At 43.1% G+C, this 25,226-nt stretch carries 26 protein-coding genes; 5 read left to right on the top strand and 21 right to left on the bottom strand.

The window, feature by feature from the left end:
* Nucleotides 1-30 precede the first annotated feature (30 nt).
* The 12 genes from AC0L46_RS12435 to AC0L46_RS12380 form a co-directional block, all read right to left on the bottom strand.
* Complete coding sequence (locus AC0L46_RS12435; RefSeq protein ID WP_473503992.1) at nucleotides 31-849, bottom strand: cobalt-precorrin 5A hydrolase; 819 nt, start codon at nucleotides 847-849, stop codon at nucleotides 31-33.
* Nucleotides 846-1,586 carry a precorrin-2 C(20)-methyltransferase gene (gene cobI, locus AC0L46_RS12430; RefSeq protein ID WP_473503990.1) on the bottom strand — a complete coding sequence of 247 codons (741 nt, stop codon included), beginning with the start codon at nucleotides 1,584-1,586 and terminating at the stop codon, nucleotides 846-848. The genes AC0L46_RS12435 and cobI overlap by 4 nt, the downstream gene beginning before the upstream one ends.
* Entirely contained in the window at nucleotides 1,586-2,917 is a 1,332-nt protein-coding gene (gene cbiE, locus AC0L46_RS12425) for a precorrin-6y C5,15-methyltransferase (decarboxylating) subunit CbiE (RefSeq protein ID WP_473503988.1), read from the bottom strand. Before cbiE ends, cobI begins: the two co-directional genes overlap by 1 nt.
* 11 nt (nucleotides 2,918-2,928) lie before the next feature.
* Nucleotides 2,929-3,582 carry a precorrin-8X methylmutase gene (locus AC0L46_RS12420; RefSeq protein ID WP_473503986.1) on the bottom strand — a complete coding sequence of 218 codons (654 nt, stop codon included), beginning with the start codon at nucleotides 3,580-3,582 and terminating at the stop codon, nucleotides 2,929-2,931.
* Entirely contained in the window at nucleotides 3,579-4,376 is a 798-nt protein-coding gene (locus AC0L46_RS12415; RefSeq protein WP_473503984.1) for a precorrin-6A/cobalt-precorrin-6A reductase, read from the bottom strand. The genes AC0L46_RS12420 and AC0L46_RS12415 overlap by 4 nt, the downstream gene beginning before the upstream one ends.
* Nucleotides 4,373-5,500, bottom strand: coding sequence for a cobalt-precorrin-5B (C(1))-methyltransferase (locus AC0L46_RS12410; RefSeq protein WP_473503982.1), 1,128 nt, complete (start codon nucleotides 5,498-5,500; stop codon nucleotides 4,373-4,375). The genes AC0L46_RS12415 and AC0L46_RS12410 overlap by 4 nt, the downstream gene beginning before the upstream one ends.
* Before the next feature lie 2 nt (nucleotides 5,501-5,502).
* Nucleotides 5,503-6,867: a cobyrinate a,c-diamide synthase gene (locus tag AC0L46_RS12405; protein ID WP_473503980.1), complete on the bottom strand. Its 1,365-nt coding sequence runs from the start codon at nucleotides 6,865-6,867 to the stop codon at nucleotides 5,503-5,505.
* Nucleotides 6,864-8,612: an ATP-binding protein gene (locus AC0L46_RS12400; protein WP_473503978.1), complete on the bottom strand. Its 1,749-nt coding sequence runs from the start codon at nucleotides 8,610-8,612 to the stop codon at nucleotides 6,864-6,866. The genes AC0L46_RS12405 and AC0L46_RS12400 overlap by 4 nt, the downstream gene beginning before the upstream one ends.
* Nucleotides 8,613-8,828: 216 nt before the next feature.
* The gene (locus tag AC0L46_RS12395; protein ID WP_473503976.1) at nucleotides 8,829-11,522 is read right to left on the bottom strand and encodes a hybrid sensor histidine kinase/response regulator; all 2,694 of its coding nucleotides are present in this window, start codon (nucleotides 11,520-11,522) and stop codon (nucleotides 8,829-8,831) included.
* Between the two features lie 29 nt (nucleotides 11,523-11,551).
* Complete coding sequence (locus AC0L46_RS12390; RefSeq protein WP_473503974.1) at nucleotides 11,552-12,145, bottom strand: EAL domain-containing protein; 594 nt, start codon at nucleotides 12,143-12,145, stop codon at nucleotides 11,552-11,554.
* Nucleotides 12,142-13,332 carry a response regulator gene (locus AC0L46_RS12385; protein ID WP_473503972.1) on the bottom strand — a complete coding sequence of 397 codons (1,191 nt, stop codon included), beginning with the start codon at nucleotides 13,330-13,332 and terminating at the stop codon, nucleotides 12,142-12,144. Before AC0L46_RS12385 ends, AC0L46_RS12390 begins: the two co-directional genes overlap by 4 nt.
* A gap of 255 nt (nucleotides 13,333-13,587) precedes the next feature.
* Entirely contained in the window at nucleotides 13,588-14,184 is a 597-nt protein-coding gene (locus tag AC0L46_RS12380) for a YitT family protein (protein ID WP_473503970.1), read from the bottom strand.
* A gap of 268 nt (nucleotides 14,185-14,452) precedes the next feature.
* Here AC0L46_RS12380 and AC0L46_RS12375 point away from each other — a divergent pair, with 268 nt between their 5' ends.
* Both AC0L46_RS12375 and AC0L46_RS12370 read left to right on the top strand, forming a co-directional pair.
* Entirely contained in the window at nucleotides 14,453-15,340 is an 888-nt protein-coding gene (locus tag AC0L46_RS12375) for a LysR substrate-binding domain-containing protein (RefSeq protein ID WP_414680441.1), read from the top strand.
* A 127-nt stretch (nucleotides 15,341-15,467) separates the two neighbouring features.
* A complete protein-coding gene (locus tag AC0L46_RS12370) occupies nucleotides 15,468-16,421 on the top strand; it encodes a LysR family transcriptional regulator (RefSeq protein ID WP_317003083.1) in 954 nt (317 codons plus the stop codon).
* 59 nt (nucleotides 16,422-16,480) lie between these two features.
* On the opposite strand, the gene grxD is transcribed toward AC0L46_RS12370, so the two are convergent.
* Nucleotides 16,481-16,810: a Grx4 family monothiol glutaredoxin gene (gene grxD, locus AC0L46_RS12365; RefSeq protein WP_317003082.1), complete on the bottom strand. Its 330-nt coding sequence runs from the start codon at nucleotides 16,808-16,810 to the stop codon at nucleotides 16,481-16,483.
* A 262-nt stretch (nucleotides 16,811-17,072) separates the two neighbouring features.
* Between grxD and argF the strand changes: the two genes are divergently transcribed.
* The gene (gene argF / locus AC0L46_RS12360) at nucleotides 17,073-17,978 is read left to right on the top strand and encodes an ornithine carbamoyltransferase (protein WP_473503968.1); all 906 of its coding nucleotides are present in this window, start codon (nucleotides 17,073-17,075) and stop codon (nucleotides 17,976-17,978) included.
* A gap of 88 nt (nucleotides 17,979-18,066) precedes the next feature.
* Entirely contained in the window at nucleotides 18,067-18,993 is a 927-nt protein-coding gene (locus AC0L46_RS12355; protein WP_473503966.1) for a LysR family transcriptional regulator, read from the top strand.
* Between the two features lie 36 nt (nucleotides 18,994-19,029).
* On the opposite strand, the gene AC0L46_RS12350 is transcribed toward AC0L46_RS12355, so the two are convergent.
* The 7 genes from AC0L46_RS12350 to AC0L46_RS12320 form a co-directional block, all read right to left on the bottom strand.
* Complete coding sequence (locus AC0L46_RS12350) at nucleotides 19,030-20,184, bottom strand: ATP-binding protein (protein WP_473503964.1); 1,155 nt, start codon at nucleotides 20,182-20,184, stop codon at nucleotides 19,030-19,032.
* Between the two features lie 5 nt (nucleotides 20,185-20,189).
* A complete protein-coding gene (locus AC0L46_RS12345) occupies nucleotides 20,190-20,543 on the bottom strand; it encodes a hypothetical protein (RefSeq protein WP_473503962.1) in 354 nt (117 codons plus the stop codon).
* Between the two features lie 6 nt (nucleotides 20,544-20,549).
* Nucleotides 20,550-21,266, bottom strand: coding sequence for a response regulator (locus AC0L46_RS12340; protein ID WP_414680444.1), 717 nt, complete (start codon nucleotides 21,264-21,266; stop codon nucleotides 20,550-20,552).
* A gap of 81 nt (nucleotides 21,267-21,347) precedes the next feature.
* Nucleotides 21,348-21,803 (bottom strand): DUF1499 domain-containing protein, encoded by a 456-nt coding sequence (locus tag AC0L46_RS12335; RefSeq protein ID WP_414680445.1) that lies wholly within the window; start codon nucleotides 21,801-21,803, stop codon nucleotides 21,348-21,350.
* 37 nt (nucleotides 21,804-21,840) lie between these two features.
* On the bottom strand, nucleotides 21,841-22,737 hold the full coding sequence (gene rluB / locus AC0L46_RS12330; RefSeq protein WP_347983037.1) for a 23S rRNA pseudouridine(2605) synthase RluB: 897 nt from the start codon (nucleotides 22,735-22,737) through the stop codon (nucleotides 21,841-21,843).
* 117 nt (nucleotides 22,738-22,854) lie between these two features.
* The gene (locus tag AC0L46_RS12325; protein ID WP_414680446.1) at nucleotides 22,855-23,475 is read right to left on the bottom strand and encodes an L-threonylcarbamoyladenylate synthase; all 621 of its coding nucleotides are present in this window, start codon (nucleotides 23,473-23,475) and stop codon (nucleotides 22,855-22,857) included.
* Nucleotides 23,476-23,522: 47 nt separating this feature from the next.
* Nucleotides 23,523-24,374, bottom strand: a complete 852-nt coding sequence (locus AC0L46_RS12320; RefSeq protein ID WP_473503958.1) for a PHP domain-containing protein — start codon at nucleotides 24,372-24,374, stop codon at nucleotides 23,523-23,525.
* A 152-nt stretch (nucleotides 24,375-24,526) separates the two neighbouring features.
* On the opposite strand from AC0L46_RS12320, the gene AC0L46_RS12315 reads away from it, so the two are divergent.
* Entirely contained in the window at nucleotides 24,527-24,823 is a 297-nt protein-coding gene (locus AC0L46_RS12315; protein ID WP_414680448.1) for a YciI family protein, read from the top strand.
* 80 nt (nucleotides 24,824-24,903) lie between these two features.
* On the opposite strand, the gene AC0L46_RS12310 is transcribed toward AC0L46_RS12315, so the two are convergent.
* Nucleotides 24,904-25,185, bottom strand: a complete 282-nt coding sequence (locus AC0L46_RS12310; RefSeq protein WP_317003071.1) for an Rdx family protein — start codon at nucleotides 25,183-25,185, stop codon at nucleotides 24,904-24,906.
* Between the last annotated feature and the right edge of the window lie 41 nt (nucleotides 25,186-25,226).

Genomic DNA, 25,226 nt, shown 5'->3' with positions numbered 1-25,226 from the left:
AGTAGAAGCGACTTAGAAAAACAGTAAAAACTAAAGAAGCCCATCAAGGGGCTTCTTTTTTGTATTAACAAACCCTCTCGCAATCGCGACAGTCGCTTTGGCATTTTTGATTTTGTTTAATACTAGCTCAGGTTCTGAACCTGACTCATTTTGTGCTGCAAGCAAAGCAGCGGATTCAGCGACGCCGTAGACGCCCACTGTTTTGAAGATGTAGTCAGATTTTGTGCTGAGTAATGACTCCATTGGGGCAAGCTCTTGGGCGCTGTAGGTATTGAAGTCCCAATGATACTTTTGGGTCAAGGCAATCAAGTTAGTTTCGTCGGCTTTTATATCAATACTGTTTAGAGAATGAATGTCGCTTGGCGTTAGACCTTTTTGCTCAAGAGCCGCCAACATCAGACTTTCAATAAATTCCAATGGACAATCTCGTTCGCAGCCCATGCCCAGCGTATAAATCGGGTTCAGATAAGGTTTCGCGGTAGTCATCACTAATTGCGCGCCAAGTCGATCTGCTACTTGAGCGCCCCACTCATTGGCGCCACCTTCGTGGCCCGATAATAGCGGAATCACGAACTTACCTTCTTCATCTAAAACCAACACTGGTGGATCCTGATACTTGTCTTGAAGCACTGGCGCAAGGGTTCGCATCACAATGCCCGTGGCGCAAATAAACACCAGCCAATCCCCTTGCTGAAAAGCATTCTGAACGAACTCAGCAAAAGGCTTAGGCTTGTATTCCACACTCGCCTCAAGCTTATTTCCATCAGAGCTGTTTCCATTCGACCAACGACCTTGAAGCTTTTTAGCCAATTTCTCACCAGCTGGCGTTAACGCAATAATGCGAATCAACGTGTGCCTCGCTCGCTTTTAGTCACAACAAACAGAGAAAAATAAGGGCCGGCTTTATCCTCCAAAGTCGATACGTCTTGCACGATACGCTCATTGTCTCGACCAATATATTCAAGATACTTAGCGTCCTGCATACGATTAGTTTTACGCAATGCCGTTAAGATTCTCGGGCGCGCTCGCCCTGCTTTCATGATGACCACACTGTCATGTTGCTCCAGTGCTGTATCAATTTGCAGAGCTGAATGGCGACCACTCACAACTGCAAAAGATTCTTTCAATACCGTCAAAGGATGATTCAGAGCCGAAGACGCCGCATTAATCGATGACACACCAGGTACAACTTGGCACTGAAAATCGCCTTCAAGACGCTCTAATAAATAGGCAAAAGAGCCAAAAAACAATGGGTCGCCTTCGCACAAGAATACAACGTCCTTTCCTTCTTTAAGCTCTTTGGCAATGGCTTTTGCGCCATTGTCATAAGCCTCATTCGCAAGCGAACGGTCGGTCGACATAGGCATCACAATGGCAATCTCATTTTGCGTATGCGTCACACCGGCAAAGGCTTCGCTAGCAATGCTTTTTGCTTGGGAGCCACCTTGATCATTGGCAAGATAGCTCACCACACTGGCACCTTGAATCAAACGCAGAGCTTTCAATGTAATCAATTCTGGATCACCGGGGCCAACGCCTACACCAATAAATCGGCCGTGGGTGGCTTGCTTTTCTGTCACGCTCATTATGCGGTGTCCTTATTCGTCTCTATCAAATCTTTCTCAGAATGCTTTTTAAAATGGAACAGTGTCACGGGTAAACTCGGACGATAAAGTCGTTGTCCTGCTAAACGCTCACCTTTGGCTACCGACACTTGCAAACTTTGTTCGTCAGCATCATTGGCGGCTTCTCTAATCTGTGCGAACTGTATCACTTGGAATTTTGTATCTTCAGTAACGGCGCTCACCATCAAGCTACCGCCAACAGGTAATCGTGCCCAAACTTGTGCCATCAAATCACTGAGTTCACCATCGCTACCGCCAATAAATACCTTGTTAGGCGTATCAACTTGAGACGGTAAATCCACCAGCACATCGGGTGCTCGCCCCGCAACAATCGACAAATTCTGCACAACACCGAAACGTTCTTGGTTCTCCGTTAAACAAGCTAAACGTTCAGGATGGTGTTCAATGGCGACAATTCGACTGCGCGGATGCCAATAAGCCAGTTCCACACTCACACCACCGCAACCTGCGCCGATGTCCCAAACCGTGTCACCATCGTCTATGTTCATATAAGACAAAATCGCCAGACGAACTTCTCGCTTAGTGATCATGCCTTTTCCGTCACCTTTGTCCGTCACAAAGTCAGCATCAGGAATGCCCGGTGCTGTCGGATAAAAACTAACTTGCTGACTGGTTTTCACAAGGATGACATTAAGTGGATCAAAAACGGATTCGTTATCTATCAGTTCAGCCGTGGTAAAGCTGCGCACCTGCTCTTGCTCGTAACCTAGTGCTTCGCAGACGATAATCTCGCTTCCACTCAGTCCAGCCTTTATACACTCTTGGGCAATATGCTGCGGCTGACTGTGTTGGTCCGTAAGCAAAACTAAAGTCTGATTCGCTTTTAAACAGCGACGTAAACTCACTAAAGGGCGACCATGAAGGCTGACGACTTGAACATCTTGCAAAGACAAACCAAGGCGATGACAAGCCACTTGAATACTAGAAACATTAGGGTAAAAGTTCAGCTGCGTTTTAGAAAAAGTCCGCATTAGCCAAGCGCCAATGCCGTAATATAAAGGATCGCCAGAGGCGAGCACGACAACTTGCTTTGCGCCTTGTTGCTGCCAAATTTCAAAATCCTTTTCCAACTGCTTGAGCTTAGGTAAATCGCACACTTTTCCCACATGGGAATAAGTCGAAATGGTGTCATGCTGGCGAGGCGAACCCAACACGATATCCTGCTCAGACAAACTCGCTAAAGCCGATTGAGCCGATTCATCAAGGCTCGCTTTTGCATTAACGCCTAACCCAATAACATGAATCTTTAGCGACTCTTTTTGCTCTGTCATCGTCTTCACAATCAGTAATACTCGCCCAAATTACAACGCAATAATGCATTACAGCTGGCGGAAGTCACGGCACTGCCACCCATTCGTCCCAATAAAGTAATGCATTCTATACCAAGCTTTTCATGCACTTGCCAAAGTGCATCTTTTGATTCCGCAGCGCCCACAAAGCCCACCGGCATGCCGATAATCAAAGCAGGTTTTGGCACTCCCTGCTCTATCATTTCCAACAAACGAAACAAGGCAGTTGGCGCATTACCAATCAAGACAACACTGCCCGCTAGATTGTCTTGCCATAAACTGAGCGCTGCCATAGATCGAGTTTCACCGTTACTTTTGGCTAACTCGGCCGTACGTGGATCGTTTAAAAAGCACAAAGGTTCGCGCTCTATCATACGTTTGGTCACACCCTGTTTTACCATTTCTACATCACATAGAATGGCGCAGTTTTTTGCCAAAGCCTCTCGCCCTGCTTGTGTTGCGTTCGCACTGAATCGAACTTGTGTCGCCACATCTGGCAAGCCAAGACTATGAACCACGCGCATAGTGACCTGCTGCTGATCTTGATTTAAATTCGATAAATCGGTTAACTCACGAATTTGTCGAAAACTGTCATGCTCTATAGCTTGTGGGTTATTTTCGTATTGATATTTATCTGAAGGATTCACTGTTGGCTGTCTTTTTGTTGATTCTTAGAATGAATATTGCCCCACGCCGCTAAACAGGCTTGCAAGCAATCTTGTGTGTCACTGAATTCTCTGTCTGCTTCTGGCAATACTGGTCGACGATGAAGTAGCACAGGAATAGACATTTCACGCGCCGCTTCGAGTTTGGAGTAGGTTGCCGAACCACCGCTGTTTTTGCTGACAATAACGTCTATCCCTTGCTCTCGTAATAATTGCTGTTCATCTTCTAAAACAAAAGGTCCAATGGCTTTTATCCATTCTATTCCTTCTGGCATAGCAAATTTCGGAGCAACCGCAGTTCGCCAGACGACTCGCTCAACACTTGGCAATTGGATAATTTTCGCTAATAAATCTTCGTTCATCTGACCTGCACTTAATAACGGCACACGAAAACCATCCAGTTGCGTGAGTAAATCAGCATCGGATTGATATTCGCTCCATAAATCACCTTGTTGCGCTTGCCAAGCGGGACGATGAAAACGCCAGCAAGGAATGCCGACTTCCTTTGCCGCATTCACGGCTTTTGTACTCATGGTTTGCGCATAAGGATGAGTGACGTCGAGAATTGCGCCAATGCCATTCTCACGCAAATAGGTAGCCAAGCCACCAAATTGAGTAAAGCCGCCCACCACCAATTCGCAATCCACTTTTGGCACTCGAACCAGACCAGCCAAGCTGTAAACGACTTTCATCTTATTCTGGAGAGTACCAGCTTGATGAAGTGCATCAGCTAAACGTCGAGCGTCAGCTGTGCCGCCAAGCAATAGAATTTTCATGTTTGAGATCCTGCTAACTCAGCTGCTTTACCTACGAAAAACCCTTTACGATCAATTGCCCAGACTTCTAGCTCAATATGATCAGGTATGTATTTTCTGGCGAATTCTAGTGCTTGCTGACAAACCGCATCGGCCAATTCAAGGTTTGCATCTTGAGCAAAAGACAAGGCTTCCACACTGGTGTTTGCCTGAATCATTTTATCTTGTAGTTCATGGCTCGCACCCAATGTTTCAGCGAGCTGCGCAAGTCTGTTCAAATCAATACTGGAAGCTCGGCTATTCAAATCCATGTGTTGTTGTGCCAGCTTGCTGATTTTCCCAAAGCCCCCACAAATACTGAGTTTCATCAGCTGCTTGGAATCGTCTTGCTCTACTTTCTTGATGTGCTTTAACACAGCACCAACAAAATCACCCATTTCAATCAAAGCCATATCATCAAGCTGATAATAGCTTTTGATTGCCTCTTCACTGCTGTTACCAGTTGTTGCTGCAATATGAGTAATGCCATTAGCACGCGCCACATCAATACCTTGATGAATCGATGCAATGTAGGCTGCACAAGAGAAAGGACGAACAATGCCCGTGGTACCCAAAATAGACAAACCACCCAAAATACCTAGGCGTGGATTCATGGTTTTTTGTGCAATTTGTTCCCCATTAATCACGCCAACAGACACATCAAAACCGCCTTGATATTGATAAGTCTGAGCAAAACCTTCTAAATGTTCTGTCATCATTTTTCGTGGAACGGGATTGATCGCAGGCTCGCCAACATCTAACAATAAGCCAGTGCGAGTCACAATTCCCACACCTTCTGCAGCATGAAATCGTATTCCCTGTTCTGGTGATAAACGAAGTTCAACAAATAAGGTTGCGCCATGGGTTGCATCTGGGTCATCGCCTGCATCTTTGATGGTCGCGGTTTTCATGCCGCCATCAATGAGTTGATAATCAATGATGGGCAAGTCCACAACCTTACCTTTCGGCAGTGTCACGCTGACTGACGCGTCTTGCTGTTGAGCGAAAAGTGCTTGAGCTGCCGCTACGCAACAAGCGGTTGCGCAGGTTCCGGTGGTTAAACCACTGCGTAATGGTGCGGGCGATTCAGCACTTTCAGGCCACATGGCTATAAATTCTCACCGAGAAAAAGTTTGGCTGTTGCTTCCAAATTAGACGGAAAAAACAAATGTAAGTAACTCGCCGTTAAGCCTTTCTGTTGATAAATCGCTTCCCCCGGCGCAGGGTGACGCTGACGACGACCGTGACCAACAGGCTCAGGTGTATTAGCGCTACGTGATCGGTGATGAGCATGGCCGCGAATCTCACCTTGTGGAATAACGGCTGTTTGCATGCCTTGGCAACCACGCTTGCCTCGCATCGCACCTTGGCCTTCTAAAATACCTAACATGGGATAACAGGCATCGTTTAAATCTGTTAAGTCTTCCAAGCTGTAAAGCATGCCGCCACATTCTGCCAAAATACTTTTCCCTGTTTGGTAAAAGTCTTGAATAGATTGGCGCATGGAGACATTTTCTGACAAGGCTTTTGCATGTAATTCTGGATAACCGCCCGGTAACCAAAGAGCATCCGCTTCAGGTAGAGATGGATCTTTTAATGGGGAGAAAAAGACGACTTTTGCGCCCATACTTGTCAAAGCAATCAGGTTTGCATCGTAAATAAAACTAAATGCCGCGTCTTTTGCGACTGCGATGGTTTTGCCCACCAAACTTTGTTGTACTTCCGTCGTCACATCAGCTGAAGTGAGTTCTTTTACAGGAGCAAAGGAAACCGCTTTCGGCAAGGTCAATAAGCCGGTATCACGGGTTTCTTTTAACCATTCAACAGCGGCTTCAAAGCGTTCTTCCAATTCATCTTTCACTTCAGCAGCCTGAACTAAGCCCAAGTGACGTTCTGGCAATATAATGGCTTCATCACGTTTTAAAGTAGCTAGTAAAGGCAAGTTTTCTGGCAGCGCGTCTCGAATCAATTCTGCATGGCGCTCACTACCACAACGGTTGGCAATCAGCCCCGCAACCTGCACATCATCACGGAAGTTCGCCAACCCCGTCGCCAACGCTGCAGCAGTTTGTGCCATGCCTTTTACATCCATGACAATCGCCATCGGAATACCAAAACGGGCGGCTAAATCAGCACTAGAAGGATCGCCGTCGAACATGCCCATTGCGCCTTCGACTAAAATCAAGTCCGCTTCTTTCGCTGCTTGATAGAGTTTGTCTTGGCAGTAGTCTTCGCCTGCCATCCAAATATCCAACTGCTCTACCGGCTGTTTAGACGCCTGAGCAAGAATTTGTGGATCAAGATAATCTGGACCTGTTTTAAATACTCGAACCACCTTACCTTGCTGAGTGAAATAACGCGCCAAAGCAGCCGTAATAGTGGTTTTTCCTTGGTTTGAAGCCGGTGCTGTCAAAAATAAAGCAGGACAGCTAACCGCGTCATTATCAACCAAGTTGCCGTTATCAGCAGTCATAATACAGTCTCTAAAAGCGAATTTAATGAAATATAATGTGCGCCCAAATGCTGAGCAATATCTTGGCCGCGGCCACGTTTAATGGCGGCATTTTCTATGTCGATCAATACTGTTTGCCCTAAAAGCTCAAGGTCTGACACATCCGCTTGTGTTCGTCCGTCAGTCAAAATATAGGTTTGGCTGTACAAGTCGGCGTTTCCTTTGTGTTGCTTTACCAAATAATCTCTAGCCTCTTCGATCGCCACTCGAAAAGGTGTTCCGCCACCAGCACCAAGGTTATCCAGTAACTCAGATATTTCTTTTGGCGCTCGTATTCTTGGCAAAATCGAAGAAACACCATCTTGCCCAAAACCAAGAATCGCAATCTGCTCACGGGCTAAATAGGCGCGATTGGCAATGTCTAAAATTACGCCTTTGGATTTGGCGAACACACCTTGATTTAAGGTAGAAGCCGATGTGTCCAACAACACCAAATGCAATCTTGCTTGGCCTGTTTTAGCGGCCTTGTGAGTTAATGTTTTGGGTGGCCATTCTTGTGGTTGGTTGATAATACTACGAAACCAATCCACTCCTTTGCCTGATTCTGAAGCATCAAGACGATAACCGCCTTGTTGCTTGCCTTTATACTTTCCCGGCGTCACCTCACTCACAGACTTTGCCGTTGAGGGAACTTGAGCATCCGCTTGTAAATTAACTCGAATCGGTGTCGAAGACTTCAGCGTTTGAGGCGTCATGCTTCCCCAATCGCCTTCGCTACTTTCTAATTTACCTGATTCGTTATTGTCCGTTTCTTGGTTGTTTTTCTGTTGATTATTTTCAGGTCGAGACATCTCTGGTCGACGAGAAGGTGGTGAAGGCGGTTGTATCTTAGCCTGTCGACGATGAGCCAAAACCAATTCTTCAACCGCTTTAATATCATCTATTGTCACCTGTTTAGCACCACGCCACGCAGCATGCGCCATAGCGGCTCGAATCCAAACAATATCACCACGCACACCATCAATATTTGCTGACTGACAACGTGTCGCCACTTCCATTCGTAATGCATCTGGACAGCTTATATCACCCAAAGCTTTACGCGCCAGACGAATGCTGTTCTTCAAGTTGCGCTGTTTGTATTTAAAGGCTTCACAGAAAGACTCTGGATCTTGGTCAAATTCGTCTCGAAGTCGAACAATTTGTACTCGCTCTTCAAGACTATATTGATTACTCAGCTCTACCATTAAACCAAAGCGATCTTGCAGTTGTGGACGCAACTCCCCTTCATCAGGGTTCATGGTGCCGATCAGTAAAAAACGCGCTTCATGTTCGTGACTAACACCATCTCGCTCCACGCGATTTACACCACTCGCCGCAACGTCTAACAGCTGATCGACAAGGTGATCCGCGAGCAAATTCACTTCATCCACATACAATACGCCGCCATTGGCTCTGCTTAATAAACCCGGTTTAAAAGCAACTTGTTTGTCTTGCAATACTTGCTCTAAATCCAAAGCACCAAGTAGGCGATCTTCACTGGTGCCAAGCGGCAATGTGGCGAAAGGGGCAAGCTCTTCATCATTCAATAACGCAGGCATCACACCAGATAAACCGCGAGCTGAAGTTGATTTTGCCGAGCCGCGAGGACCACTAATCAGAACCCCACCAATTTGAGGATTCACTGCACATAAAATCAAAGCTAACTTAAGCGGCTCTTGTCCTGCGACAGCAGTAAAGGGAAAGTTACTATTGGCAAGAGGGTTCATGGCGTTACCTGTTGTTGTGCTTGATGAAAGTCTACTGGCAAATGAGCATTTTGGCTTATTCAGGTGAGCCAGCAGCCACTTAAAAGCCGATATAAAAAAACGCCTTATTATAGGCGTTTTTACTGTGTTTTACTTCGATAGACCTTATCTTCGTGCCATTTTTATGTCAAACGCAAAGACCTCAGGTTGTATTGAATAAAACCAATATAAAAACCGTTACGCCATACTTTGATACTCTATGATGAGATCTTCAACCAAACCTAAATCAAATTGCGCTATGGCGTACTGAAGCTTCTTATGATGAAAAGCTGGCAACTTCTGCTGAATCAATAAAAAAGCCTCTTCCGCTTGTTCTATATCGCCATTTTGCGCTGCTAATAACAGCGGCTGCCACTCTTCAACTGCTAGGTTTAATAACTCTATACTGTCTTCTTCAATTGCGACGTCTAAGCTTTCATCAATCTGCCCTTTGATGGATTTATCAAATAGAGAGACAAATTCAACATTGGCATGCGTTACTAAGGCTTTATAAATTTCCTCTGCTCGATATGGCTTTGCGATTACTTGCCAGAAGCCATCATCGATTAATGCTTGCTGCTCGTGAATCAGGGTTGATGCTGTGACGGCAACAACAGGAATAGAACGAGAAGGGTCAGCCTCTTGAATGAATTTCAGAAAATCGATTCCTGTCTTAATCGGCATACGGATGTCTGTCATGACAAAGTCTGGCCGATTAGCTTGAAAGGCCTTAATCGCTTGCTCGCCGTCGTTGGCTTCAATTATCTGACAGCCCGCTTTTTCTAAAATAGAGACTAAAATGTCTCTCGACCAACTATCATCCTCTGCAACCAAGACTGTAATGGGGTTATTGAGTCGCATATTTAGCAATATATCAATGTCATTCTCTTCTGAGAGCGCCTCTTGAGGGACTTCGACCAAAGGCAATGCAATGCGTATTTTCGTACCCACTTCAGGTGTTGAATCGACAGACAAAGTGCCTTTCATGAGTTTGACCAATGTTAAAGACAAAGCCATGCCAAGGCCTGTACCACCAGACGCATCACCAGCTTTACCTTGCACAAAAGGGGTAAATAAATGATCTACTAAATCGTCTTCAATCCCTGGGCCAGTATCTTCTATCTCAATAAGAATCTGCTGATCTTCCCCCCAAGCAACAACCTTTACATGACCCTGTTGAGTAAACTTAATGGCATTGCCAATTAAGTTCGTCAAAACCTGCTGAAATTTCACTGGATCAACCCAAACTAAAGGACCATCTTCCAAGTGACATTCAACAAAGAGCGACAAACCTTTCTCTTGAGCTTGTCCACTAAACAGCTTTCCAATTTGTTTGACTTCTTTGCAGATATTCACCTTTTGCTCATGCAAAATAAGTCGCCCTGATTCTATGCGTGCAATGTCTAAAATATCATTAATAAGACCCAACAAACGCTCACCGGCGCTGGCAATAGCGGTAAAACGAGAACGTGAAACGCCGCTTAAAGTGTCGTCTTCTTCGATCAGTTGGGCATAGCCAATAATGGCATTTAATGGGGTGCGAATTTCATGGCTCATATTCGCTAAGAAATGGCTTTTTGCCTGATTGGCTTGCTCTGCAGCTTCTTTGGCTTGCTCTAGCTGCTGAGAGACATTTTTCTGTTCTGTAATATCATTCATGATATCGCCAACAGAAGTCGCACGACCGTTTTCATCATGAAGTACAAAGTAGGTTTCATAGGTTGCGAACACGCGCCCATCCAGGCTTCGAGCTTCCAACTCACCTTCCCACACACCATGTTCTTTTACATACGGAATGACAGTATTTTGAAGGAATTTCTGCGTTGTTTCTGGATAGAACTCTAAGAAATGAAATTGCTTCAGCGACTTATCATCCACATCATCATTCACGCCTAATAAGTCACACATCTTCTTATTGAAGTAGGTGATATTACCGTCGTAAAAAGAGGCCATTGCAAAGCCTTGAGCTGAGTTATCAGCAAAGCTTTTAAACGACTTAAGTTGTTTTAGCAGATGATGGTGTTCTGTAATGTCTCTGGCGATACCAAGAACCCCACGAAAATGGATACTCGGCTCAATCACTGGCACTCGGTGAATATCAAACAATCTAGACTCGTCACCTTGAGAGTGCCCCCAATTCTGCTCGTGAAAGGTAATACCTGTTTTTAGAACTTGGTTATCTTGCTCCTGGTAATAATCACCTTTGCCATCCAAATTCAGTTCTTGGTCAGACTTTCCTTTCACTTCTTGAGAGGTCAGCGAATTAAACTCTAAAAAGGCTTGGTTGCAATCGAGGTATTTGCCGTGCTCGTCCTTCGACCAAATTATATCTGGGATATTATTAATCAAAGAGGTTAGCAATAATTCCCTACGTCGTGCCTCTTCTTTCGCTTCAAGCAAAGCTTTTTCTGCTGCGACTAAATGGCTAACTTCCTCGATGACACCAGCAACGCTTTGCGCTTTATTTAGGCGGTCAACACGCGTCACACTGCCGCGTATTTCAATCCAATATTTTTTCTTATCTTGGTTCTCTATGCTAAGCCTGACTGGCTTAACTACACCTTTTTTCTGCTGTAAAAGTTCATCTTGCCAGCGTTCAAAAATATCCTTCTCTTCTACAGATAACAGCTCCAACCATTCACTAAGACGAGTAGGAACTTGTTTTTCCCGAAAACCTAACCGGAGGAAAAAATCAGAAGAAATATAGAGACGATTATTGCCTGGAAACCACTCCCAAACACCAGAATTTGTTGCCAAAATTGCTCTTGAGTATCGGCGTTGCAATTGCTTAAAACGCACCAAAAAAACTAATTGTAGAATGATAAGAGAGGTCGCTATAACGGCAAAAATAATTGCCAATAAACCAAGAAGAGTAGATAGCTGATCGCCCATGTTCAAAACTCCGTTTGATAGCCCAATAATTAAAGCTTTTCTGGTTTATGGAAGTGGTAACCTTGTCCCCACTCAACACCAAGCTCTTTCAATTGGTTAACGATATTTTGATTCTCGACAAATTCCGCCACCACAGGTTTCTTCAACATTTTCGCTAACTTAACGATGGAATCCACCATTTCATAATGAATTTCATTAACATGCATATCTTTAATAAACATGCCGTCTATTTTGATTAAATCGAATGGCAAATCCATTAGGTAAGCAAAAGATGAGAAGCCTGTTCCGAAATCGTCTAATGCGATACTGCACCCACTTTCATGAAGAAGAGACATAAAGTTACGCGTGTCTGTGAAATTATTCAGCGCTTCCGTTTCCGTAATTTCAAAGCAGAACTTACGCCCATCTAATTGGAATAGCGATAATTGTTCTACGATGAATTGGGCAAAATCGGATTGACGCACCGATAAAGCGGAAACATTTAAGGCAACTTGATCAACACTTTCCCATAAACTCTCTCGTTCAGAAAAAAGCTTCATCGTATTATGAATCACCCAACGGTCAATTTTCGAGATAATACCGAAGCGTTCAGCCGCTCTAATAAAATCATTTGGGTAAATCAATTTGCGGTATTTTCATCTTTAAGGCGAACCAGAATTTCAACTTTTTTATTCGTGTCAGCACCATTTAAAGACAACACTTCCTGAAAATGCACCTCAAATAAATCCTTCTCAAGGCCATCAATAATTCGAAGTCCCCAATTAAGGTTGCCTCGATGCTCCTCATAAGCAAGGTCGCTTGCATTTTTAACAACCCGAGAAAGCACGCCTGATTTTTTGCTGGAATAACAGACTTCATCTGCGAGCATGATAACCTGCTCGAATGACACCATTTCTTCGGTAATAGGAACAGCTACTTGCGTCAAACTGATTCGGAACTGTCGCTCGTCCCAAACAAAAACAAAGTCTTTTATGCTTTCCTCAAGTAGACGGAAAAAAGAGGATACGATTTCACTTCCCGCACTAATCGCAATGGCAAACTTGTCACCACTAAGACGAGCACAAAAATCTCTTTGCGGGCTGATGTGTTCGCTCATCAAAATGGCAAACTGATGCAATAATTCATCGCCTGCGATACAACCACAGGAATCGTTGATTAGTCGAAATTCGTTAATATCGATTAACACAAAATAAGGTGTATGAACTATGGATTGGGATTGGATTTCAGAAATAATATGAGAGACATGCTCATCCAATGCATCACGATTATAAAGCTGAGTCACAAAATCGTGTTGAGCAAGATATTTGAGACGATCTTGCATATAACGTCTTTCGTTTATTTCTTTGCGTAAATTACGGTTTGCTAAATTGAGGTTGGCTGTGCGTTCTCGAACTTTTTCTTCCAATGACGTGGTCAGTTCTTTTAGCTCATTTACTAATTGAAACTTCTCCAATTGATGCATCACACGAGCGCGCACTTCTTCAACTCGAATAGGCTTACTGATGTAATCATTTCCACCAGCCTCAAAGCCACGGTTGATATCATCAGCTAATGCAGTGACAAAAATGATTGGAACGTCTTTATGGATTGGATGGTTTCGGATGCGGCGGCATGTTTCAAAACCGTCAATGCCGCCCATCATAACATCGAGTAAAATCAGGCAGGGTTGTGTTCTTTCCAAAAGAGCAAGGGCTCTTTCTCCCGAATTAGCAAAAGAAATCTGGCAATCTAACGCCGTAATGACATCTTTTAAAACACGTAAATTCTCAGGAACATCATCAACTATCAATACTGTTGGAGACTGCTTCATTCTTTGCTACGCCCTTCCATTTGATTTACAAATTTCTCGATTGGGCAAGCTTATTCAGGTAGTTATAATCAAGCACCATTATCAAGCAATAAACATACAACGCTCACTAATATTAACGCCATTCTGTACACAATATCCACTTAAGTTAAGTATTTAATATTATGCAGATAATGCCGTTAATATCTGGCTATGATTAAACTCAAACGCAACAAATCAGTGCATATTTAAAACGAAGAAAAACACATTGCACGCATTCTATGCATCGGCTTTTTGAACTTCGGCCCATTTTGGTGGTTTGTGATAACGACCAACGACAGAGCTTAAAAGCACAAATGCAATTAAAGAAAGTCCTAAGTGTGTTAAATCAAGGAAGGTAATGGCGGCGATCAAAACAAATATATCAGCAATAAGAGTTGTTTTACTCGCATGAATATTGAATTTTCGTTCCAAGTAAACCGACAATATATTTAATCCGCCCAAAGACGTGTTATGACGAAATAAAATAATCAGCCCGAAACCAACCAATAAACCGCCTAGCGTCGCCGACAACAATGGATGAATGGACAAGACTGCGTAATATTTCATTAACTCAGAGAGAATCGACAACAAGCTAACGCTAGCAAAGGTTCGAAGCGTAAAGTCTCGACCCAAGGTGTACCAAGCTAGAATGTAAAACGGAAGATTTAACAGGAAGAAAAGCTGTCCGAAAGACAAATCAGTAAGCCTAAGCAAAATCATACCAGCGCCTGCGGTACCACTGATCAAGAGTCCTGCTGAGTTTAGAATATGTAGTCCTAGAGCAACTAGGATACAACCCTCTAGGATAGAGAGCCAACGGTGTGTAATTTTCATAACATGTCCTTAACATGGACTGCATTAGCTTTTGGCTAATAACAGAAGTTGTAATATTTACTTCTTGTGGAAGTCGACTTACGTCTGAACATATCAACAAGACGGATAGCGTCTTACCTGAGATTTCACTGCGTATTAAAGCATTTTCCATACCATTATGGGAAAAACTAAATATTATTTTTTACGCTGCACTTTTTACCTCAATCGAATTGAATTTATAGCAAGATTAGACTACTCATCAAAACAGAAACGGGGCTACAATAAAGGGATGAGAATTACACTTAGACAATTACAAATTTTTGAAGCCGTTGTTCATACAGGCTCAGTCACCGCAGCCGCGGAGATGGTTTCTATTAGTCAACCAGCCGCCAGTCAAGCACTGAGAGAACTAGAAGCGCTATTAGGTCGCCCGCTTTTTCGCCGTCATGGTAAACGCCTACAAATCACACCTCAAGCTAGGCATCTTTTGCCACAGGCTCGTGCGGTGCTTAGTCAGATTGAGCAAATCGAGAGCATGGGCAATGAAGATGAGCTAAGCGGATCACTTCACCTTGCCGCCAGTGTCAGTATGGGAAACTACTTGCTTCCCAAACAAATGTCCTCGTTTAAACGCCAACACCCAAACATTCGCTTCACGTTAGACATCGGCAACACGCAAAGTGTTATTCAACAACTATTAACAGGAAAAGCTGAAGTAGGCTTTATCGAAGGTTATTGTCAGCATGCCGAGTTAATGACTCAAGTTTGGCTAAAGGATGAACTTGTTGTCTTTGGTTCTGCTCAAGAAGATCGCCCTGAAGAACTTTCTTGGGAAGACTTAGAGCAAGCCAGTTGGGTAATGCGAGAAGCAGGTTCAGGCACACGAAATATCTTAGAACAGTCAACCGCGTCTCATATTCCTCAACTCAACGTTGTGTTATCACTCGCTCATATGGAAGCGGTTAAACAAGCGGTTATTCACCAAATGGGATTAGGCTGTTTGTCTCGAATGGCAATATCTCAAGAGCTTAACTCTGGTTTAATTCGACTTTATAAAACACCTCTGGCCTTAAATCGAAATTTGTTAATTGTTACGCCCAAAAATACAGCGTTGACACAAAATGCTCAGCGTTTTATCGACCTATGCTGTACATCCGCGGATACATCCACAATTTAATGGATAAAAGTTAGAAACCGCCTTAAAAAGCGGTTCTTCTATTCATTTCGCAATGAGTGTTTTAGGGTTATACTTTTTGGCAGGGTAAATACCTTCAATTCATAAGGCGCGTGAATACCATTAAACAATGAATATTAATAAGATCGACCTTAACCTGCTCATCTATCTTGATGTATTACTAAGAGAGTGCAACGTCACGCGCTCTGCCAATAAACTAAATATCACTCAGCCAGCCATGAGTAACGGCTTAAAGAGGCTTCGAGATTTATTAAATGATCCATTGCTGGTTAGGACCAGTGAAGGTATGAAACCCACAGAAAAAGCACTTCGCTTACAACCCATTGTTCGCAAAGTGTTACTCGACCTTGAAGAAGCACTACAGCCAGAAGCCGACTTCGATGAAAAAGTCAGTACCCGCGTTTTTAGAATCATGGCCAGTGATTACGCCACCTCAACGGTTATACCTTTACTGCTCAACCGTCTTAGAGAATATGCGCCAGGCATAACGTTGGACATCATGACACCAAGCGACGTGACGTTTCATGATGTTGAAGCTGGGAAAATAGACATGGCGATTAATCGCTTTGAAGAGCTCCCTCAATCCTTCCATCAAAAAAGCGTCTGGCTCGACACCTTTGTCTGCATGATGAGTTCAAACAATCCGGTGCGTAATAACTTTGATATTGAAGCTTACCTACAGGCACAGCATATTTGGGTTAGTAAAACGGGATTTGGTATTGGCGTTGGCATGGATCCAAATGATGTGCAAAAACTCGGTTGGGTAGATGAAGCATTACAAGCATTAGGCCACAAACGGAGTATTCGAGTCTTTACTCGAAGCTATCATACGGCCATGCATTTGGCGCTTGAGCAAGACCTGATCGCCACACTTCCTAAAAAAGTTGCCATGATCAATAAGAAAAACCCTGACTTTGTGATTCTAGATCCACCCTTCAATATTCCTAAAATTGAACTAAAGATGATCTGGAGCCCATTACTGCACCATGACGCGAGCCATATTTGGTTTAGAAGACAAGTAATGGATGTCGCAAACGAATTTATAACGCAAACTAAGATCTAACAAAAAAGGCACATATTGCGATGTAAGCAATATGTGCCTTTCGTTTTATAGAACCGATATTACTCTTCAGATTCGCCCACAGCTTCTTTTACTAAAGTCTGTAGCTCACCGTTATTAGCCATTTCAACAATAATATCGCAACCACCAACCAACTCGCCTTTTACCCAAAGCTGAGGGAAAGTCGGCCAGTTTGCGTATTTTGGCAGTTCTGCACGAATATCTGGATTATCCAAAATATTCACAAAAGCAAAGCGTTCACCACAAGACATAAGAGCCTGTACTGCTTGTGAAGAAAAACCACACTGTGGCGCACGAGGATTGCCTTTCATATAAAGCAGAACGTCGTTGTTATTGATTTGCTCTTTAATTGTTTCGATTGTATTACTCATGTTAAAAACCTCGTTTTTCAATTACGCTCACTTTAATTCAATAGCTCAATGCGGCGATATAAGGTGCCAACACCTAGTTACAAAATTAACGACAATAAAACCCATTAAACTTGCATCAGTTTATTGGGTCGAAGGGTGTATTTACAACCCCAAAAAGAAGCTTTCCTTCCCGCTTTATCAAGTTAATTACCCTTTACTCAAGTAGCCGAGTGTATTAAATTGGCTGATTCCCTTTTAAAAAAGACAATTAAGGAGTCCAAGCGTGTCGCCAAGACATTTTCTTACTCTGAAGGATTTATCTTCCGACGAGTTAAAGCAGTTATTATCACGAGCTTCTGAGCTTAAGAAAATTCACCATGAAGGTACCCTATTCCAGCCGCTTAAAAATCGCGTATTGGCAATGATCTTTGAAAAATCATCGACACGAACCCGCGTATCTTTTGAAGCAGGTATGGCACAATTTGGTGGTCATGCACTTTTTCTTTCTTCTCGTGATACACAACTTGGTCGTGGCGAACCCGTAGAAGACAGTGCACGAGTTATTTCTAGCATGGTCGATGCTGTAATGATCCGAACCTTTGATCATGAAACAGTAGAAACTTTTGCTAAATACTCCTCTGTTCCTGTGATTAACGCATTAACCGATGATTACCATCCTTGTCAGTTATTAGCCGACATGCAAACTTATCAAGAGCATCGTGGTTCAATTGAAGGCAAAAAAGTAGTCTGGGTTGGTGACGGAAATAACATGTGTAATTCCTACATCAATGCCGCTGAATTACTTGATTTCCAACTTGTTGTTGCTTGCCCGATTGGCTACGAGCCAAATGCAGAGCTTGTTGCGGAACACAAAGACAGAGTAACGGTTCTTCATGATGCTTCAGAGGCTGCTACTAATGCCGATCTAATCGTGACAGATGTTTTTGCGTCCATGGGACAAGAAGATGAACAAGAGCAACGCCTAAAAGACTTTGATGGTTTCCAAGTCAATGCCGAGCTGATGGCAAAAGCCAATTCAGATGCTCTATTTATGCATTGCTTACCAGCACACCGAGGTGAAGAAGTGACAGCGGATGTTATCGATCATCCAGAATCTGTAGTTTGGGATGAGGCAGAGAACCGTCTACATGCACAAAAAGCATTACTTGAATTCCTATTGTGTCACTAATAGCATTCTAGGCTCGATTGAAATCAGTATTCAACGGGCCTTTTTTATACTCTAGGTGTTGAATAACACTCATCAACTGTGAATTATCATGAGCATTATTGAAGTTAGACATTTAAAAACATTGGCCGCTCTCAGGGAAACAGGCAGTTTGGTTGAAGCTGCGGAACGAGTACATTTGACTCAGTCAGCCTTATCTCATCAGTTAAAAGATCTTGAAGAAAAATTAGGGTGCCCACTGTTCATTCGTAAAACCAAGCCGGTTCGCTTTACGAGTGCTGGTTTAAGATTATTACAGCTGGCCGATGATGTTCTCCTGTCTTTTCGTTCTGCTCAACGAGATATACAACGTTTCGCAGAAGGCGAAAGTGGACGATTACATATCGCCATAGAATGCCACAGTTGCTATGAATGGCTTATGCCCACTATTGATCATTTTCGTGAACATTGGCCAGATGTTGAGTTGGATTTATCGACGGCCTTTGGCTTTATGCCACTTCCCGCTTTGGCCCGAGGCGATTTAGATTTAGTGGTTACATCAGACCCACAAGATATTCCAAACATCGAATACATACCCTTGTTTCAATATGAATCTCAGGTAGCACTCTCGCGTCATCATCCATTAGCTAAGAAGGACTATCTCAGTCCTGAAGACTTTGAAAAAGAAACGCTCATTACCTACCCTGTTGAGATTGAACGACTTGATATCTTCAAGCACTTCCTGCAACCAGCCGATGTGTCGCCTGCTAAAATCCGCCACAGCGAATTAACCCTAATGATGATGCAATTGGTTGCCAGTGGACGAGGTGTTTGTTGTATACCTAACTGGGCATTGACGGAATACACTAATCGACAATATGTCATTAGCAAATCATTAGGTGAAGAAGGTGTTTGGTGCAAACTCTATTTGGCGATCAGAAAAGACCAAAGAGACAATGCCTACATGGAAGATTTGATTTCCACAGCATCCAAAACTTGCTTCAAAAACCTGAAAGGGATTTTAGCGCCTGATCTGTAACGCTTTCTGCAACGAGTAAATCAGCATCAAAATACATTATGACACCGTTTTTTGATGCTGATTACGAGACCAGATAAAACTAAACTTAGCACCGCCAGATTCACTCTCATCGATCAATACCGCGCCACCATGCCAAAAGGCAATACGCTGAACAATCGCCAAACCTAATCCATAACCGCCCGACGCTCTTGTACGACTGTTATCCAATCGCTGAAAAGGAATAAAGACTTTATCGCGATCTTCAAAAGGAATACCTGGACCGTCGTCTTCGATATCTAGCTGCCACCTTTCTGAATCTTGGGAAAAAGAAACCGTGATAGTACTCGCTGCATATTTCGATGCATTCAAAATAAGATTTTGTAATGCTCGACTAATATGATGCTCATCAGCTTCAACAATGTCTGCTGAATCGATACTCGTGTTTACCGTAAGATGCTGAAGCAAAAGGTGATTATGCTGCAATATTTCGTCAATGAGCTGGCTGATAGAAAGCTCTTTAAAGTTAAGTTCCAAAGAACCGCCCTCTAACTTTCCATAGGTTAAAACCTCATCAACAAGAGTATTCAACTCTTCAACATCGCCTTCCAAGGCCTCAATTGTTGGTCCTACATCATCGTCAACTTCATCTTTCACCATCTCCAAACCAAACCGAAGGCGCGCAATGGGCGTTCTTAATTCATGAGAAATGGCGTTGATCATCTCGCGCTGAACTTTCAGTAAACGCTCAATATGAGACGACATAGAGTCAAAAGAGTAAGCTAGCTCTTTTAAAGTACTGTTATTATCTGGCACACCTTGAGGCAAACCACTTCTGCCACGGGCAATTTGTCGAGTAATACTTTCAAAGGTTTTGCGCTTTACATCTAATGCCATCAGCTCACGCCAAATGAGCAACAACATAATGGCAACACCAACACTGATAATCACCACGACAACCAAAGTAAGCGGAAAAACATCTGTTTTTGTCAGCGTTATATAGCTTGGTTTTTCAGCGTTTTCATCCTTCCACAAAAAACCGTACTCTTGAGCCGTTCCCTGTACCAGAGCAACCCCAGAAAGCAACGCAGAACCTTGGGAATCATATTGGTTTATAGACAAGCTAGACATACTTTCAATCAAAGCGACTTTATCGGAGTATTCAAGCTGCGGTGTTAGTAGCAGTCGCTCTAATAATGTTTTGAATTGAAACATTGGATTCAACGTCGAAGCATTGCGGTTAAAACAGGAGTAGCAGATTGTTGAAAAGACACGCTGTAGCTTGCCTCATCAGAAGCAAGCCACTTTTTCGTCTCGATCAAAGACGGAATATTCGGGAAAGGTAACGAAGCAGCACTGCTCAGGTTCCAATCAAATTGAGATTCAGGAACCTGCTTAGCAACGCCAGACAAGAGAAGAGCTGAGCTAATTTCAGCATCAACATAAAATAACTGCTCAGTTTTTGAGTCAGCAAATTCATTGTGAGCAAACTCAATCGCGACAAAGCAACAAACAACAATAGCAAAACCGCTTAAAATCAGATGTCGGTAAAGTCGCCAAATCTCTTCTCTCATTCGCTTTTATACTTCTTTAACAAACAAATACCCTTTGCTTCGAATAGTTTTTATTCGACGAGGGTGAATCGGATCATCACCGATTTTTGAACGAATTCGAGAGATTCGAACATCGACAGAACGGTCTTGACCGTCATATTCAATGCCACGCAACTCACCGAAGATCTCTTCTCGGCTCAGAATTCGCCCAGCGTTGCTAGAAAGCAACCAGAGCAAATCAAACTCAGCACTTGTTAATTCAACTTCTTCCTCAAGCAACCAAGCTTCTCGGCGAGAATTATCAATAGTCAAAGGACCAAAGACCAAGTTCTGTTCTTCTTTAGCTGCTACAGCAGATGTATCCACATCTTGTGTACTACGTCGCAACAAAGACTGAACTCGTGCTAATAGCACTCTAGGCTTAGCTGGTTTAGAAACATAATCGTCTGCACCAATTTCCAAACCTAAGATCTGATCAACATCGTCACTACGAGCCGTCAACATTAAGATCGGCCCTTTATATTCGTTACGCACACTACGACAAACAGTAAAGCCGTCAGCACCAGGCAACATTAAATCAAGAATCACAAGCGAAGGTTGCTCTGCAACAATACGCGAAATCGCTTTACGTCCATCAGGTTCAATATCTACTTTGAAACCATTTTTCTGCAAGTATTCTTGAGTAAGAAGCGCTAAGCGCTCATCATCTTCAACAATCAAAATTGTTTGGTCGTCTAAGCTCATGAACAATCCTCGTCCAGTTATTTTCGTTTTAAATTTAACATCGAAAAACCATGCTTTAACTATTAATTCACTGTTATGTAATTAATCAGCTAAAAGGCTATAAATTTTTTCCATTCTGTCACGGTTAACACCTCGGTCAGAATAACCAACACGTGATGCTGAGCGGAAATGAATCACTTTTTCAGTTTCAGGTAAGTAAAATTCAACATCATCGATATAACCAATGAGCTTACTTTTCACTTCAAAATGAACATACCCCAAAGAGCTACTGACAATATGAGCATCACCTTGGTTCAACATATGAGACTCAATCAATAATTGAACTTCTTTACGCTCTCCGCTATAAGTAATGGCTTCGGCATAATGAGTACTGTCGTCAACAGGAGCTTGTGTTGAAACGCAGTTCGGAGACGAAGGACAAGCTTTTAATAAGCCATCTGTCACACCTAATCCTTTAGGCATTTTGTTAGCAAACCCAACATAAATACACAGCCCTATCACTAGGACGACAACAGTAATAATTATCCACCGGATCATGCTTTACTTCCTCTCACTCACTGTTCCTACAATACCTTTAACGAAAAGATCTTTTGCCAGGCTTCTTAGGTTTAAATTCTGGCTTATCTGTACTTTGCCAATCAAACCCTTTTGGTCGACGAGCACCACCTGCAGTAGCTTTATTTTTGTGACGCTTGAGCTCAATTTTTTGCTGTTGTGTTTTAGGCTTAGATTCAGCTACTTTAAGATCAACCATATTACACAATGAACTTACTTCGGAATCTTCCATTTCAACCCAACGGCCTACTTTTGCTTTAGAAGGTAAGAAAATAGGACCAAAGCGTACGCGTTTCAAACGGTTTACTTTTACGCCTTGCGATTCCCAAAGACGACGAACTTCGCGGTTACGGCCTTCCATCACACAAACATAGAACCAACGGTTAATACCTTCGCCACCACCATCAACAATATCAGTAAAGCGCGCAGGACCATCTTCTAAAGTGACACCTTTCTTCAAGGTAGCAATATGCTCTTCTGTCACTTCTCCCATCACACGCACAAGATATTCGCGGTCAATTTCTGTTGATGGGTGCATCAATCTATTTGCTAATTCACCGTCTGTGGTGAACAAGAGCAAACCAGAGGTGTTGATGTCTAGACGGCCAACAGCAATCCAACGCTCGCCTCTTAATTTAGGCAACTTATCAAAGACAGTAGGTCGGCCTTCTGGATCTTTACGAGTACAAACCTCACCTTCTGGTTTGTTGTAAATAATCACTCGGCGGTTTTCACCTGCTTCTGTAGCAACAATCGCATAACCGTCTATCGTAATGGAATCTGTTAAGCTCACTCGATCACCGAGTGTCGCCACTTCACCATTGACTAAAACACGACCTTCTCGTATGCGATTCTCCATCTCACGACGGGAACCTTGGCCTGCTCTTGCTAATACTTTTTGTAACTTTTCGTCCATTACGAACCTCATTGGGGGAATGCTTCTCAGCAACCCGATTTTAAATAATATAAATGACTGGTTTGTTTCATTATAAGCCACAGAGTATCGGGCTTAACAGCTGAATATCAAACATTTTTATTGAAACGGAGATGGATCTCCTGCACCGACACGAATCACTTCAATATTATCAGCGTCCATCTGCACAACAGTGGTTGGCAATAAGCCACAGAAACCACCATCAATAACTAAATCTAACGCATGTTCTAAAGTATCGCGAATATCATAAGGATCCGTCATTGGCTCTGTTTCACCTGGCAATATAAGGGAAGAGCTCATGATAGGTTCGCCCAACTCCTCTAGCAAAGCCGCGACAATTTTATTGTCCGGAATTCGAATCCCGATGGTTTTTCTTTTAGGGTGCAATAATCGTCTTGGCACTTCCGATGTTGCCCCAAAAATAAAAGTATAAGGCCCTGGTGTGTTGTGTTTTAGCAAGCGATACAAGCGGTTATCAAAACGAGCATAAGTGGATATTTCAGATAAGTCGCGACACACCAGAGTGAAATTATGTTTATCGTCTAAGCGTCGAATCGCTCGAATTCGATCCAGTGCTGATTTGTCTCCTAAATGACACCCAAGCGAATACCCACAATCAGTCGGATACGCAATGACACCGCCATTGCGTATTACTTCAGCCGCCTGCTTAACTAAGCGAGCCTGAGGGTTTTCTGTGTGTATCTGAAAAAATTGACTCAAGACAATCTCCGTTGGTGCTACTTATAAAAATCAAAATTCGAATAGATTTAATGCCAATTCTGCCATATTAAATCTACTTCACTGCCATGAATTGGCGTGTATTTTCCGACCTGCATCCAAGGCCCAAAAGGTCCGTGGTAATCGCTTCCGACGGAAGCCTTTAAACCAAACTCCACCGATAAACGTTCCAATAAACGAACGCTATCGGGACGCTCATTCCCAGACGCGACTTCCATGCCAGTCCCGCCCCATTTTTTAAAGTCTGCTAGCAATCGTTTAAGTTTAGTCACTGTTAATGGGTAACGCTTAGGATGAGCTAAAACCAACTCTATATTCTGTCCGGACAAGGTCGTGAGAACGTCTTCTAACTCAGGCCAAACATCGCGTAATTGCCCTAGCTTTTTATTTCCTAGGTAGCGGTCAAATGCTTTGTTTGAATCTTTCACAAAGCCTTTCTCAACCAATAAGCTCGCAAAATGAGGGCGACCAAGTTGGCTTTCTCCCGCTAAAGTAACAGCTTCATCAAACAAATCGGGTAAGCCTTGTTTCACCAGCAAATCCGCAATACGTCGAGCTCTATCCAAGCGGATTAGCTGATTTTTCTCAACAACCGACAGTACCGCAGGATCCTCTCGATCAAAGTTCAAAGCCACCATATGCAAAGGAATACCTTTCCACTGGGTGGATAACTCAACACCATTCACGAAACTAATCCCAAGGTCTTTCGCTTTTTGACTCGCCTCAGGAATACCATCTAATGTGTCATGATCAGTGAGTGCGAATAATGAAACTTCTTGCTCTGCTGCAAGGCTTACCAAGTCAGCAGGTGAAAGGCGCCCGTCTGAGCAACTAGAATGTGAATGCAAATCGACTTTTCGATAACGCGCATCTTCAGGCATAAGTAGACTGTTTTTTAAAGGAAATGGTGTTTATCATTAGATCAGCATACATAAAATAGTTTTTATATGAAAATACTATTCGATATAGCCGTTACTTTTATTCTGTTACACATTATTTATTTCCATCCCACATACAAAGAAAAGGAATAAACATGCTTTACTCTATCATTGGTGAAGACGTTCCAAACAGCTTATCCGCTCGTCAGTCTGCACGCCCAGCACATTTGGCCCGTTTAGAAGAACTGAAAAATGCCGGCCGTTTAATCGTAGCTGGACCAAACCCAGCCATTGATTCTAACGATCCAGGTGAAGCAGGCTTTACTGGCAGTGTTGTCATTGCTGAATTTCCAAGCCTTGAAGAAGCAAAAGCATGGGCAGATGCCGACCCATACGTTGCCGCTGGGGTTTATCAAACGGTTACTGTAAAACCCTTCAAGCAAGTTTTCTAAGGCATTGCTTGCTCTGTAGTAAATGAGCTTTTTATGACTAAGAAGCTCATTTCATTCTTATATTTTATCCAACATGAAAACTAGGCTTTCACATCTGAATGCCCGAGATCTCTTTCAGGATCAATGACATCACGCATTCTTTGCTTTAACACTTTCGCTTCAGGAAAACCTTCTTCCGCTTTGCGGCACCAAATTTCTTGGCCATTGACTCGTACTTTAAAAATTCCCCCTTGAGTCGGCAGCAAGGTCACACTCTTAATATCATCATCAAATGTCGTTAATAGCTCTTGGGCTAACCAAGCAGCGCGCAACATCCAGCGACATAAAGTACAATACTCAATTTCTACGGCAGCAGTTCGCATTTGCTTTCTCTCCGGCACATTCACAAGTTATTAATTTCCCA

The sequence above is a fragment of the Marinomonas sp. 15G6-16 genome (genome assembly GCF_055809555.1).
The sequence above is the reverse complement of the archived record's forward strand: the minus strand, read 5'-3'. Positions and strand labels throughout refer to the sequence as shown.